Here is an 11,830-nt window from a genome sequence, read left to right as displayed (position 1 = left end):
CCTCACTTCGGCCAACTCATATCTTCGAGGACCAACTGATCGCTCGGCATGACGACTTCGGATGCTTGAATCATCGAGAGCTCGAGCTCCGGCGCTGTGCCGGCGACATAGCGCATGCGTCGGCCGCCGAACTGGCGATCGCACGAAATAGATTCGCGCATGAGTTTGAGGACCTGCATCGCCTTGTCGGCGTCAAGCAGGTAATGCTCGAATCCGATTCGGATGCATGCGATATCGCGGCTAAGCTGGCGCTTCGATCTCGTCGCCATATCACTGGCTCTCTGATGGTTCGTCGACGGGATGGCCAAGGCAGCCGTGCTCTTTGTGATCGAAGTTGTCGCACGCGCCGAGCGGAATAAAGTTGTGGCCCTTAGAGAGCTGCTCGAGCAGCTCGGCCTTCGCTTCATCCGGCGTCATCGTGCGGCCGTCGTCGTGCTTGAACATGTTGCGAAAATCTCTTTTGCTCCAGTTCGTCAGCGCGCCGCGCACGTCGAGGCGCATATGGAAGCGCCTCTTTTCGGAGATGATGATCATGCTCACGCTCCATTGGATTGCGGGGACCGAGCGTGCGCGGCTTCGCGCCATGCTTCGATATCCTTCACGCCTTCCTTGCGCCAGTTAGCGCCGTGACGCAGCACGAGCTTCACCATCCAATGCAGCACGTGAGCCTGCTCGTCTTCGGCCTTTTTCTTGACGTCGATTCCCGCCGCGCGCATCGCCTGTGCGATGGAAATGCATTGGAAGCACATCCAGCCGAGCACCTCGCGCAGCTCGGGCGTGAGCTCGTCGGGGTAGGTGGGCAGTGGACCTGCCTCGAGTGCCGCGCGCGCGGCGCGCACGTTGTCGGCCGAGCCGAAAAGCGTGACGCCGGCAACCGTGCAGATGACTTCTTCGGGCCGGACGCGGAGCGTCGAACCTTGGTCGCCATCTATGGGAGACTGGTTACCTTTATCCTGTGTATCCATTGACTGTTCCTCCGTACTGAAGCGCTAACGCATGCGATGCTGATTGCGCTCGATTGCGACCTTCCCGATCACGACGCGCACTGGCTCCGCGCGATCGCATGACACCATCTCCGCGAACGACTGAACGAATGCATGCAGCTGCTCAGTCGTCGGCTCGTTCGCGAAGAGATAGCGCCGGCTTTGCTCGATGAAGGCATCGCGCCGGCGCTTTCGTTCAACGTTCATCAGTTGCCTGCGACGCGATAGTTGGCAGGCTGGGTATCGGTGCGCGACTGGAGCTCTTCGGGTTTCAGCGCGCAGTCGAAGCCGGCCGCGAGATAGGCGTCGTAGACTTCTTTCGACACCTGGCATCGGATGAGCACTGCTGCCTTCTGCAGCTTCGCCTTCACGTCGACGTCTTCCGTGACGGTCGACTGACGGACCGTCTCGGCGGCCGCGACTTCGAGCTTGCAATCCTGCAGGCTGTGCGACGCGCCCCCGACGAGCGAGACGCCGGCGATCGCGCCGCCGAACTGGACGGTCTGGCCGCAGTTCATTTGCGAGAAGCTCGCTGCGTACGCGCCGAGCACGGGCGCCGATACGTTGCGCACGGTCTGCGAGGTGTGCTCCGGCTCTTGGCTGAACTGGATGGTCCCTTGCGCAGTCGAGGTCGATGCCGAGTTTTGCGTTGCGCTCGCCGACGTCGACGTCTGTGCGATCGCTCCGGCCGCATGAGCCAGGAGTACAATCGACGCCGCGATGATGAAATTCTGTTTCATTGTTGTCACCCCCAACGGTGGTTGCACGGGGCCTTCGGTATTAGCCGTACCGAAGGCCCTTTTCATCAGTTGCCGTAGGAATAGCTGCCGTTGACGTTCGAGTAGCCGTACGACGAGACGTCGGTGCCGACCCCCGACTTGCTGTCGCCATAGCCGCTGCCGTTCGTATAGCCGCCTGCGTTCGCGCTCGACGTGCTGCCCGTATAGCCAAACGAACCCGACGCGCCGGCGCCGATGCCGCTCATGCCATAGCCACCGACGCCCGCGCCGATCGCCGTGCCACCGACGGCATAGCCGCCGCCGCTCGAATTGCTCCACTGCGACGAATAGCCGTTGCCGTTCTGGCCGGCTTCGGCCTGCGAGCCGCCCGACGTGCTGACCGACGACCCGAAACCACCGCTGAACGAGAACGAGCTCGTCGCGCCGTAGTTGCCATTCCCGTTGCCGTTATTGCCGTTGCCATTGCCGGCGAAAGCGACGGGCGCCGCGGCGAGTGCGAGGGCTGCTGCAAATGCAAAAGTGATGCGCTTCATGTAGATCTCCGTAGGTTGGTTTTGCGCGGTGGTCCGTCCGCGCCCGGTCCTTCAAATCTTCTTCTGCTGATCCAACGCGCCGGTCGTGCGGCGCTGCAGCTCGACATACGCTTCGCCGAAGCGACGCAGTGCCTCTAGCGAACCGCTCACGCTCGAATACAGCTGATTCCCGATCACTGCGTCGAGCTGGACGAACATACCGGCGGTGCGCGCGAGTTCGATGAGTTCTTCGTTCATGGCCGTCCGGTGTTGGGGAAGGGCCATGCTTTTTTCAGATCCCGCTTAGCGTTCTCGACTAGCGCCGCCTTGGTCGCAGCTGGCGCATCGGCGCGTGGTTTAGTTGCTGTCTTCTTCGCTGCAGGCGCCTTCACAGCAGGCGTTTTCTTCGCAGCTACCTTCTTTGCAGCGACTTTCTTCGCCGGTGCCGGCGTTGCCGGTGCAGCCTTCGCGATCGGCTTCGGCGCCGCAGGAGGCATCTTCTTCGCCGGCGCCGGCTTTTCCTTCGGCTTCGGCCGCATGTCGGTCTCAACCTGCTTTCGCACGACGCCCGGGTCAATGCCGCGCTCGATCGCGATCGCCTCGAGCAGCTCCGGCTTACCGGTTGAATAGGTGGGCGCGACCGACTCGTCGATCAGCGCGATGTCCATCACCATCCGGCCGAGCGCTTCCGAATCTTTCGCCAGCTCGTCGAGCTTCTTTGCGAAGTCCGCTTCACTGATGGCGGACTTGCCCCAGTCGTAGAGCTTGCAGAGACGCTTCTGGTTTTCGTTCCACAGCCGCCGATAGAACGTGACGGCGACGATTTTGAGATCGAAGTCGTCGAGCCCATATCCCTCGTGCTTCTCGCGCACCTGGCGGAAGAGCTCGCCGCGATATGCATCGGCCTTTTTCTTCTTCGCGAGCTCGGCCGACTGCGACGGGTTCGACGTGCCAGCGCTGCGGGCTTCGATGCCCTTATCGGCGAGTGCCTTCTTCAGATCGGCCTTCGGCATGACGTCGATCAGCTTGCCGTCGTGCGGGCTCTCCAGCAGCGCCGCTGCCTTCACGCCCTTGGCGCCGATGATCTGGCGATACGAGCGACGTTTCGGGTCCTCGTAGCAGGTGTCATCGAGCTTCACCAGGCCGCCCTGCAACTGGCTATATTGGTTTGGCAGTGCGGCCTTCGCGTCTTTTCCGGTGATGACCGTGCGCCCGGCGGCTTCGGCGTCAGCGCGCTTCTGTGCGGCCGCGGCTTCGCGCTTCTTCGCAAAGCACGCCGGATCCGTGCAGATCTCTTTGCCGCGCACGTCTTCGAACAGCTCGGGCTGGTTCCCGGTGCGCTTCGGGCACGGGCCGCATGCGCCGGCCGCGGGCACGAGCGCGGCGTCGGCCGTCTTGAACGGCGCCTGGTCGAGTCGGAGCATATACATGCGCTCGATGTGCTCGGACGCCGCCTTGACCGATCGCGGCTCACCGTTGGTATATGGCGCAGTGAGTTCTTTCGCCGCTTTGTCCTGCAGATCGGTGGGCAGGCGCGCGATCATCAGCGCGGTTTTCGCGTTCAGCTTCTCTTCGAAGAACAGCTTGCGCGTCTGTGCATTGAGCGAGCACAGCTTCAGGCGTTGCGCGACATACGTGCGCGTCTGACTGACCTCGGCCGCGATCTGCTCGAGCGTGTGGCCGCGGTCGGAGAGGACCTTATAGCCGTCGGCCTCCTCGAGCGGATGCAGATCTTTGCGCTGCAGGTTCTCGACGATCTGGATGTGCAGCACCTCGTCGTCCGTGAGCTCGCGCACGAGCACCGGGATATCGGCGAGGCCAGCCGTGTTCGCGGCGCGGAATCGGCGCTCGCCGGCGACGATCTCGAACAGGCCCGTATCGTCATCCGGCCACGGGCGCACGAGCAGCGGCTGCAGCACGCCGTGCTTGCGCACGCTGGCGGTCAGCTCTGCCTGCTCGGTCTCGGGGAAGCGCTTCCGCGGGTTCGTGGGCGACGGGCGCATGTCGCCGAGGCGCTTGAATTCGATGGATGCCTGTTCGGTCTGCACGAAATAATCTCCTGATCTATTCGGGTCATTCACGCTCATTCAAGAGCGTTCAATGCACCACGCGGTCGGCGGCGGGAGCCGGAGCGGGCGCGGTCGCGCCGAGGACGGCTTCGAAGATCCGTGCGAGCGCTGTCGCGCTGAAGCGCGGTTCCGGCGCGCCGCGGGTCTCTGCGTGCGCGCGGTAGAGCTCGAGGGCGTGGCGCCATTCGGCTTTGTCGGTCCCCGACTGGACCAGCAGCGGCATCCAGTTGCCGGCGCCGTACATGCGGTCATACGACGCGAAGAGATCACGGCGCGTGTCGTTCACCGGGATCGAGATCGAAGGATCGACGTTCGCGCCGAGCTCGTGCGTGCAGCCCATGGCGTATTCGTGATGCGGCTCCGTGTTCCGGTCGAACACGATCGTTGCGACGCGGCGCCCGTCTTCACCGAGCGCGGTTATGTGCATCGCGAGATCGGTGTGGCGGGAATCGTTGAAGATGAAGATCGTTTTCATGGCTTCGCTCTCTTCGAGTATTGCGTCATGCGCTGGCGCTTGGCGGCGCGCAGCTGCGCGCGGGCGATTCGGTATGCGTCCCTGAAGTCCATGCTCCCGTCGTCGACGGCGGCGAAGAGCTGGAACAAGGTCGGTGAGGGGACTCGGCGCCTAATACGAGGTTTCTTCATCGCGGAGGCTCAGCTGCTGCATACCTCCTCCCACGGGCAGATCCTGCAGCGCTCGCTTCAGCTCCCACGTGCCGATCGGCTGCACACGCAGCTGGCGGACGAACAGGCGAGCCGCAGCCTCGTCGAGAAACGTGATCCCGTAGATCGCGCCCTTGCCGAAGGCTTTCGTGAAGGCCTGCAGCGCGGGTTCGTCGTCGGTGGCCTCGCAGGCCGGTACGTCGACGCGCACGAACGATTCGCCGCCGATCGTGAGATCGGACACGCGGCCCGCAATGCGTTGGTGTCCGAACAATTCAACCAAGGCCCACTGCTCGAATTTTTGCTCGCTCATCTCGAATCCTTAAAAAATGGGGCGCTGTACGAGCCGCCACCGAGAGCACGCGGTCGGGGAAATTGCCGCGCGCCTGAGAGCCTGGTTAGCTGGGCATCGCGATCGCGGCGCCAGTGGAGTACGGAGGGAAATAGCGCGTCGCCCGGGCGACAGCCGTATCGAGCTCGAGCACCGCGGCTTCGCCTTCGTCGTGCGCGAGGTCGTAGAGCGCGGGCAGGCCGGTTTCGAGCGCCGCCTTCACCTCGTCTCGATTCGCTAGACGGCCCTCGCGGTACCAGAACGTCTGCTCGGGCTCGCCCATGCGGAAGATCACGCCATTGCGGATGCTCACGGCCATCGAGTCACGCGTGACCCAGACGAGTGCGACGCCCGGGTTGTGTTCGAACATCGTTCCGGCCGGTGCCTGCTTATTCACGGGCATTCCCGAGTCACGGCGCGAGGCGCGCGGATTGACGATGAACGGGCACACCTGTGCCGCGAACTTCGCGCACTCGATGTGGCAGGGCGGCTCGCCAGACGTGCGGCTGACGGCCGACGTCGGTCCGATCACGAATGCCTTGTACTGACCGAGCTGTGTTCCACAGATCCAGCAGCGCTTGTAGTAGATGCACGTCGCGAACTTGTCCGTATCGGCGATGCGAAAGTCCGGCTTGCCGTCGATGCGAGCGACGAAATACGGAACCGGATAGCCGCCGGAATCGAGCGGCAGCGCGCGCATACGCACCGGAATTTCCGGCAGACCCTGCCGGAGCGCGATCGACGTCATGGAAACCCCATGCGGAAGGCGCGCCGCGGCCGCGCCTCCGTCAGAGCCCGATACATCGTTCGCGGGGGCGGAAAAGTGGGCGTCGTAGCGTTTCGCGACGGCGGTCATTGTCCAGACGACGCAGCCAGTGGCCATCGTGGCGAGGCCGAGGTATCCGAGCGTGCTCATGTCATTCCTCATCTGCGTCATTGGCTGCGAGGCGCTTCCGGTCGACGATCTGGTCGTCGAACGCGAAGCAGGTTTGGGTGCGGGACTCAGCGCGCGGCGTCACGTGACGGCCGACATGGCGCTGCGGGCGGCCGACGATCTGGGCGCGGACGGCCGCTTGCACGGCGGCGCGGATCGCCGGATTGAGCAGCGCTTCGTCCGGCGCGCCTTCGACGCCGAGCGTGCGGCATGCTTGCGCGAGCAGCTCGTCGGGGAGGGGGGTGGGCGTCGGGCGCATTTCAGTCTCCTTGCGCACAAGCGAGATGTTGCAAGCCAGCACCGATGGCGAGAGCCTTCGCGACCTTCGGAAACTTGACGCTCAGGTCGCCGCACAGACAGGCGACGAAATATTCCGTGCGGTTCGCGTCGGGCACCTTCCGCGCAAACTCGTCGGCCGATTCGGCCGCGCGCTGGATACAGTCGAGCAGCTCGCTTTGCAATGTCGGTTTCATCGCGACCTCACAGGCAACGGGTGAGGGTGCACGTCGTGTCGCCGGCGTCGACGCGGTCTTCGTACTGCTGCCAGCCCGTGTAGAGCAGGTAGGCGAAGAGCACGCCGAGCACGGCGAACACGTTGCGAGCGATGCGAAGAGTCCGGACAAGAGCGCGGACGCCGCGCGCGCCGGCGCGAGGGGCGCTGGCGGTGGGGTTGGCTTGCTGTTGCTGGGACATCGTTCGCTCCGTGTGCGTGTTGCGATCTGGTGGAGCGAATTTAAGCACCCTGAAATAGAAATGGCAAGAAAAATTTAAGCACACATAAGTTTCAGTGCGCAAAAAAGCCCGCACGCGGCGGGCTTGCAGTGTCGGGTGATGCTTGGCCGCTATTGCTGGCGGGGGCACGTGTCGACGTAATGATCTCCCTCCATATGCCCAATGCATGCGGCGGGGTCGAACTTTGGACAATTGCCCGTGACGTAGGCCTTGGCGAAATAAAGCGGATATTCACCGTCGTTGTAGTCGACGTACAACACGTCAACCCATTGCGACGCGGTGGGGACACGTCCCGCGTTCATCAGTTGAAGGTTGATCGAACGATATGCGTCGCCGGGAATGACGCATTGGGCCTGATGCAGGAGCGCGCGAACATTGCTCGAGCGCACCGCGGCGGGATCACCGTGAAATCGCTCATACGCCACGACAGCTGCATCCGCAGAGGTGCAGCCAATTGCATAAGGCGTGTTGAAGTGGCAGCCCGCGCTGTGTGCAACGCCAGGAGAAAAACAGAAGATCGATGCGATTTGCATCGACAGGAACGCGGCGCGCGTGCCGATCTTCAGCATGGATGGATCCGCTATGTGAATGGGTGTATTCCGGCGTCAATGAGCCGCGTGAGGCGCATGCACATTACCAGGCACGCCAAGACGAGCGCCGGCGCGTCTTCGAGCTGCGCTTCGGGGATGTCGAAATCGACTTGGCCGTCATTCGCCACGCGGGCGTACAGGCTGCCCCGGTATTTGCTCGGCTCGCCCGCATCCGGGCTCCCTTTGCGTCGATGCTCTGCGCCCTTCGGGCGCTTCTTGCGGGCAGCCCTGTAATGCTCAAGGCTAAGCACTTTTGCTTTTCCGCCCTCTGGTTCGTCTTGCCGCACCGCTCCCCTCGCCGCGTGATGCGAGATGGGCCTCAGTCTCCCGCTCTTCTTCAGCGAACTTCGCTTCTGCGGTTCGCGAAGCAGTCAGCTGAGTGGCGGATTGCCCCATCTCCGTTTCTTGTGACGAAACGATACTCGCATCGAACTTGGTCGCTAGTAAAGTGACAATTGAAGTGAGTGCTTCGAAGAACTCAGGGGGTACGCCTTTTTCGTGTGCATCTACGATCGTCCTGAGCACCTTCACCAATGCAGGTGGCATACGTTCCTCAGAATTTTCCAACTGAAGAACTAACCTGCTCGGGGGATATGGGTACTGAACGTTTGGATGCCATCCCTCGCTCGACATTACGCCTTCGCCGGTCGCGAGCCATCTCTCGTTGATACCAAGGAAATTTGCGGCGTGGAAGACCGTCTCGGTCTTGAGGTCGCCTTCGCCACGTTCTTTCCAATAGTTCACGCTGGCCTGCTTCACGTGCAGACCCCGAGCGAATTCAGCGTTCGTAAAGGGTTGTTTGCGCAATTTCTCGCGCCAATCCCGGGCGGCCATCAGCCGCGAAATCATCGTCTTCATTAAGCCAGCTTAAATAATTTGGATTTAAGTGAGCTTGACTATTTGGCTTCAGTGCGCTTAAATCCGTTTCCATGGACAGGAAACCCGACCCGATCGCCGAGCTCGTCATCGACGGCCTCAACGGCACATGCGCAGTCGCTGAGCTCTGTGAGATCAGTCCGGCTGCCGTTTCGATGTGGCGCCACGCGGGCATTCCGAAGCCGCGCCTGCAGTTTTTAAAGCTCGCGCGGCCGGACTTTGACTGGACGAGGGTGCCTTCCGACTATCCCTTGCGCGCCGTCGCGCCGACTGAGTAGGGGAATGCGAATGAAGCTTCTCAGCGGATTCTTGCTGCCGGCAGCCGAGGTCGGACTCGGCTGGTTCTGGCTGGCGGGTGGCCATGACGTCGCGGGTCGGTTGCTGACGTTTTACTGGTGGCTCGGCGTTGCGATTACGTTCGGCCTCGCTTTCCTGCTCGTGCTCGCTGCGCTCGCGAAGCGCCCGTTCCCGATTCCCGGCTCTACGCGCGCGCATCGCATCTGGTCTCGCACGCTGCTGTTCTCGCGCGTGACCGCACAGGTCGCGATCGGCTGCACTTCGCTGGCGGTTTTCACGCTCACCGGCTGGCTGTTTGCGAGGCTGGCGGTCTTGATTGCTGCTGAAGAAAAGAAGTCCGCGGGTGCGTGAATGGTTGAGCGCTCGCTGCACGAAGTCCTCGCCGACGTTATCGATGCTGGCCATCGATACCCGGCACTCCAGCTGGAGATCCTGCATTGCCTCTACGAAGGCGAGCGACTCCGCGAGGGACTGTTTAGCGTGGACTGCGATGCAACCTCGCGCGGGTCGAGTACCGGCGCGGAGTTGACCGTGCTTACCACCCGGCTGTGGCCGACTGAATGGCTGTTGCAATTCGCGCGCGCTGTTAGCTGCGGCGTTATGCCCGAGGCGGTATTGCCGACGGCGGATGAATCGAATGGACATGTGATCTCGCGTTCGCGTGAGGAACATGAAGCGAATTTAATTACCGGTGCGTTCATGCGCATTCCTGAATATTTGAATACGGAGTAACCCTTATGAATGCCGTTGCCCAGACGGTCCAGAGCATGCTTCCGCGCGTGCCGATCGTCGAAAAACTCTTACGCGACGCGATCTCGGATCCGAAGAAGAAGCAGGCGATCCTCGAAGCGACTGGCTGGGACGTCTCGATGCTTTCGAAGATCCTGTCGAACACGGCGGGCATCACGCTCGAGCACCAGACCGCCGTGATCGACGCGCTCGACCTCGTCATCGTGCCCAAGAGCTACATGGAATACCTCGCTCAGGGCAACGTGATCGGGAGCAATTGCCGTTGCGCGCGCATGAGCATGGGTGCGTGCGGCGCGGCCGCGTAAGGGCTGGGCCAGCAGTATTCAATTCGTCGTTTCACTGCGCGGGGTCGCAACGCATGTCGTTTCATCTATCGAATCTCGCCTGGGACATCGAGCTTCGCGGTCCGCAGAAGCTCGTTTTGCTTTGCCTGTCGCATCTGAGCGTGCAGAGCACACGCGAGTGCAGCGTGACGATCGCGCGCCTGATGGTGCTATGTGGCATGTCGTCGTCCGGCGTACGCCAGCAGATCAGCTCACTTGTCGCGCTGGGCCTCGTGGAAGAGCTGCGCGACGGCCGCCAAACCTTCTACCGCGTGAACGTCCATGTGCGCGATGAGCGAGTCTAGAAAGACACCGGAGATCAACGCCGGGCTCGTCGACGCCGCGATCCGGCGCCACGTGGATCACCGCGCAAACCTCCTGATCCCCGAGGCCTCTGTCCGCTATTCGCTCGGCGCGCTCGGGCGCGGATTCGGCGAGTATCGCGCCGACTTCGTGATGGTGACTCGCGCCGGCTACGCGACCGAGCTCGAGGTGAAGGTCTCGCTCGGCGACTGGCGCAAGGATCTGTCGAAGCCGAAGTGGGTGGGCATGCCAGGCTGGATCACGCGCTTCGTCTACGTCGTGCCCGAGCAGCTCGGCATTCCGTCGTGGGTTCCTGAGCACGCGGGCGTCTGGCACGTGAAGCCTGCTCGCGTCTTCCATTCCAGCACCCGGCCCGACGGCTACGAGATCGTGCTCGCGCGCGCGCCGCACGTGCTCGGCCGCGAGAAGGTGCCGGCTGCCGTGATCGGCACGTGGCACAAAAACCTCTACTACCGCTATTGGGACCAGCGCATGACGCTCGAGCAGCGCATCCCGCGCTCGGTCCGCGAAGGTGTTGCATGAGCCACTACGCTTTTCAATGGGCTAAGCGCCAATGCGTAGGCGACTCGACGACAAAGACCGTCCTGAAGACCTACGCGAACTGGGCGAGCGAGGACTACAGCACCTGGGTGACCAACGAGGAGTTGCTCATCGACACGGAGCTGAACATTCAGACGATCCGAAAGGCGCGCGCGAAGCTGATCGAGAAGGGCTACCTGATCGAGACGGACAAGCGCATTGGCGAGACACGCAGCATCGTCGTCTATCAGATGGTGGCGCCGCCCGGCTCGACCATCGTGCAGGCGATCGACCAGCGAACGGGCGAAACAGTTTCGCTCAGCCCCCCGTCACGTGAGGAATACGAGGGGAAGCCCCTCCAAAAACGAAGCCCCTCCAAATCTGGAGCCTCTTCGGGGAAAAGGGCAAAGAGGGATGAAAAACCAAGCCCCTCCAAAATTGGAGCCCCTCCAAATCCCACGTCAAGCCCCTCCAAATCCCACGCTAAGGGGGGTGAAATCCCACCTCAAGCCCCTCCAAATTTGGAGCCCAATAAAGCAGATATTGCTTTAGAGAGCAGAGAGCAGCAGCTCGCGCGCGAGGCTGAGGGTGTGGATAACTCGGATGCTGCTGCCGCTGCTTCCGACGACGATCAAAAAGCAGGAACAACCCCGCTTGACGTCGAGGCGCGGCTCACGGATCTGCTGATCGAACTCGAGGCCGAGCGTGGCAAGCGGCTCGTGATCGACCGAAGCCGCGATCGCGTGCACATTGTCGCGTGGGTAGGCCGCGAGCTGACCGAGGCCGAGCTGCGTGTCGCTCACGCTCGAGCAGCCGGTGCTCGCCAACGCGACAGGGACGAGCGTGCCGTGAACGTGGGGTTCGTCGCCCAGTTCGTCAGCGAGGTGCTGGCGGAGCGCGAGACCAACGTCGCCGAGACCGCCGAAGCGCCGCCGGCGCAATGGTGGCTCAGTGACTCGGGCATTGGCGGCCAAGGCAAGCGCGTGCACGTTGAGCGCAAGCGTAACGAGCCGACGCCTGACTTTCTGGTCCGCGTGGCGCAGGCCTCTGGCCGCGGACCGTGGATCGATTACGTGCTCAAACGCGAACAGGGCAGTTCCCGCTATCTCGAGGTCGTCGAGTTCTTCGGCGACGCGCTCATGCCACCGGACCACTACGCATCATGATCAACAGCCCACTTGGAAGTT

23 protein-coding genes are annotated in these 11,830 nt (G+C 62.5%); 7 read left to right on the top strand and 16 right to left on the bottom strand.

Annotated elements, in window-relative coordinates; genetic code table 11:
* Positions 1–2 precede the first annotated feature (2 nt).
* The 16 genes from AB4Y42_RS34680 to AB4Y42_RS34605 all read right to left on the bottom strand — a co-directional run bounded on the left by AB4Y42_RS34680 (position 3) and on the right by AB4Y42_RS34605 (position 8,412).
* Complete coding sequence (locus AB4Y42_RS34680; protein ID WP_368696697.1) at positions 3–269, bottom strand: hypothetical protein; 267 nt, start codon at positions 267–269, stop codon at positions 3–5.
* 1 nt (position 270) lies between these two features.
* Positions 271–534, bottom strand: a complete 264-nt coding sequence (locus AB4Y42_RS34675; RefSeq protein ID WP_368696696.1) for a hypothetical protein — start codon at positions 532–534, stop codon at positions 271–273.
* 2 nt (positions 535–536) lie between these two features.
* Entirely contained in the window at positions 537–965 is a 429-nt protein-coding gene (locus tag AB4Y42_RS34670) for a hypothetical protein (protein ID WP_368696695.1), read from the bottom strand.
* Positions 966–989: 24 nt separating this feature from the next.
* Entirely contained in the window at positions 990–1,190 is a 201-nt protein-coding gene (locus AB4Y42_RS34665) for a hypothetical protein (RefSeq protein ID WP_368696694.1), read from the bottom strand.
* Positions 1,190–1,723 carry a hypothetical protein gene (locus AB4Y42_RS34660; RefSeq protein ID WP_368696693.1) on the bottom strand — a complete coding sequence of 178 codons (534 nt, stop codon included), beginning with the start codon at positions 1,721–1,723 and terminating at the stop codon, positions 1,190–1,192. Before AB4Y42_RS34660 ends, AB4Y42_RS34665 begins: the two co-directional genes overlap by 1 nt.
* Positions 1,724–1,788: 65 nt before the next feature.
* Positions 1,789–2,256, bottom strand: a complete 468-nt coding sequence (locus AB4Y42_RS34655) for a hypothetical protein (protein ID WP_368696692.1) — start codon at positions 2,254–2,256, stop codon at positions 1,789–1,791.
* A 51-nt stretch (positions 2,257–2,307) separates the two neighbouring features.
* Positions 2,308–2,493: a hypothetical protein gene (locus AB4Y42_RS34650; protein ID WP_368696691.1), complete on the bottom strand. Its 186-nt coding sequence runs from the start codon at positions 2,491–2,493 to the stop codon at positions 2,308–2,310.
* Positions 2,490–4,283, bottom strand: a complete 1,794-nt coding sequence (locus AB4Y42_RS34645; RefSeq protein ID WP_368696690.1) for a ParB/RepB/Spo0J family partition protein — start codon at positions 4,281–4,283, stop codon at positions 2,490–2,492. The genes AB4Y42_RS34650 and AB4Y42_RS34645 overlap by 4 nt, the downstream gene beginning before the upstream one ends.
* A gap of 49 nt (positions 4,284–4,332) precedes the next feature.
* Positions 4,333–4,779, bottom strand: coding sequence for a hypothetical protein (locus tag AB4Y42_RS34640; RefSeq protein ID WP_368696689.1), 447 nt, complete (start codon positions 4,777–4,779; stop codon positions 4,333–4,335).
* 150 nt (positions 4,780–4,929) lie between these two features.
* The gene (locus tag AB4Y42_RS34635; RefSeq protein ID WP_368696688.1) at positions 4,930–5,280 is read right to left on the bottom strand and encodes a hypothetical protein; all 351 of its coding nucleotides are present in this window, start codon (positions 5,278–5,280) and stop codon (positions 4,930–4,932) included.
* Between the two features lie 85 nt (positions 5,281–5,365).
* A complete protein-coding gene (locus AB4Y42_RS34630) occupies positions 5,366–6,214 on the bottom strand; it encodes a hypothetical protein (RefSeq protein WP_368696687.1) in 849 nt (282 codons plus the stop codon).
* Between the two features lies 1 nt (position 6,215).
* The gene (locus tag AB4Y42_RS34625) at positions 6,216–6,491 is read right to left on the bottom strand and encodes a hypothetical protein (protein WP_368696686.1); all 276 of its coding nucleotides are present in this window, start codon (positions 6,489–6,491) and stop codon (positions 6,216–6,218) included.
* Position 6,492: 1 nt separating this feature from the next.
* A complete protein-coding gene (locus tag AB4Y42_RS34620; protein WP_368696685.1) occupies positions 6,493–6,705 on the bottom strand; it encodes a hypothetical protein in 213 nt (70 codons plus the stop codon).
* A gap of 7 nt (positions 6,706–6,712) precedes the next feature.
* Positions 6,713–6,925 (bottom strand): hypothetical protein, encoded by a 213-nt coding sequence (locus AB4Y42_RS34615; RefSeq protein ID WP_368696684.1) that lies wholly within the window; start codon positions 6,923–6,925, stop codon positions 6,713–6,715.
* A 149-nt stretch (positions 6,926–7,074) separates the two neighbouring features.
* Positions 7,075–7,533: a hypothetical protein gene (locus AB4Y42_RS34610; RefSeq protein ID WP_368696683.1), complete on the bottom strand. Its 459-nt coding sequence runs from the start codon at positions 7,531–7,533 to the stop codon at positions 7,075–7,077.
* Positions 7,534–7,797: 264 nt separating this feature from the next.
* Positions 7,798–8,412, bottom strand: coding sequence for a hypothetical protein (locus tag AB4Y42_RS34605; RefSeq protein WP_368696682.1), 615 nt, complete (start codon positions 8,410–8,412; stop codon positions 7,798–7,800).
* A 71-nt stretch (positions 8,413–8,483) separates the two neighbouring features.
* Between AB4Y42_RS34605 and AB4Y42_RS34600 the strand changes: the two genes are divergently transcribed.
* The 7 genes from AB4Y42_RS34600 to AB4Y42_RS34570 are packed head-to-tail and all read left to right on the top strand — an operon-like array spanning position 8,484 to position 11,809.
* A complete protein-coding gene (locus AB4Y42_RS34600; protein WP_368696681.1) occupies positions 8,484–8,708 on the top strand; it encodes a hypothetical protein in 225 nt (74 codons plus the stop codon).
* Between the two features lie 10 nt (positions 8,709–8,718).
* The gene (locus tag AB4Y42_RS34595) at positions 8,719–9,078 is read left to right on the top strand and encodes a hypothetical protein (RefSeq protein ID WP_368696680.1); all 360 of its coding nucleotides are present in this window, start codon (positions 8,719–8,721) and stop codon (positions 9,076–9,078) included.
* The gene (locus AB4Y42_RS34590) at positions 9,079–9,459 is read left to right on the top strand and encodes a hypothetical protein (protein WP_368696679.1); all 381 of its coding nucleotides are present in this window, start codon (positions 9,079–9,081) and stop codon (positions 9,457–9,459) included. It begins immediately after the preceding gene.
* Positions 9,460–9,464: 5 nt separating this feature from the next.
* Entirely contained in the window at positions 9,465–9,782 is a 318-nt protein-coding gene (locus tag AB4Y42_RS34585) for a hypothetical protein (RefSeq protein WP_069267392.1), read from the top strand.
* A gap of 53 nt (positions 9,783–9,835) precedes the next feature.
* Positions 9,836–10,105, top strand: a complete 270-nt coding sequence (locus AB4Y42_RS34580) for a winged helix-turn-helix domain-containing protein (RefSeq protein ID WP_368696678.1) — start codon at positions 9,836–9,838, stop codon at positions 10,103–10,105.
* Positions 10,092–10,646: a hypothetical protein gene (locus AB4Y42_RS34575; protein ID WP_368696677.1), complete on the top strand. Its 555-nt coding sequence runs from the start codon at positions 10,092–10,094 to the stop codon at positions 10,644–10,646. Before AB4Y42_RS34580 ends, AB4Y42_RS34575 begins: the two co-directional genes overlap by 14 nt.
* The gene (locus AB4Y42_RS34570; RefSeq protein ID WP_368696676.1) at positions 10,643–11,809 is read left to right on the top strand and encodes a hypothetical protein; all 1,167 of its coding nucleotides are present in this window, start codon (positions 10,643–10,645) and stop codon (positions 11,807–11,809) included. The genes AB4Y42_RS34575 and AB4Y42_RS34570 overlap by 4 nt, the downstream gene beginning before the upstream one ends.
* Positions 11,810–11,830: the final 21 nt, after the last annotated feature.

The organism is Paraburkholderia sp. EG286B (genome assembly GCF_040965655.1).
Lineage (GTDB): Bacteria > Pseudomonadota > Gammaproteobacteria > Burkholderiales > Burkholderiaceae > Paraburkholderia.
This window is presented reverse-complemented; position numbering and strand designations above follow the sequence as displayed.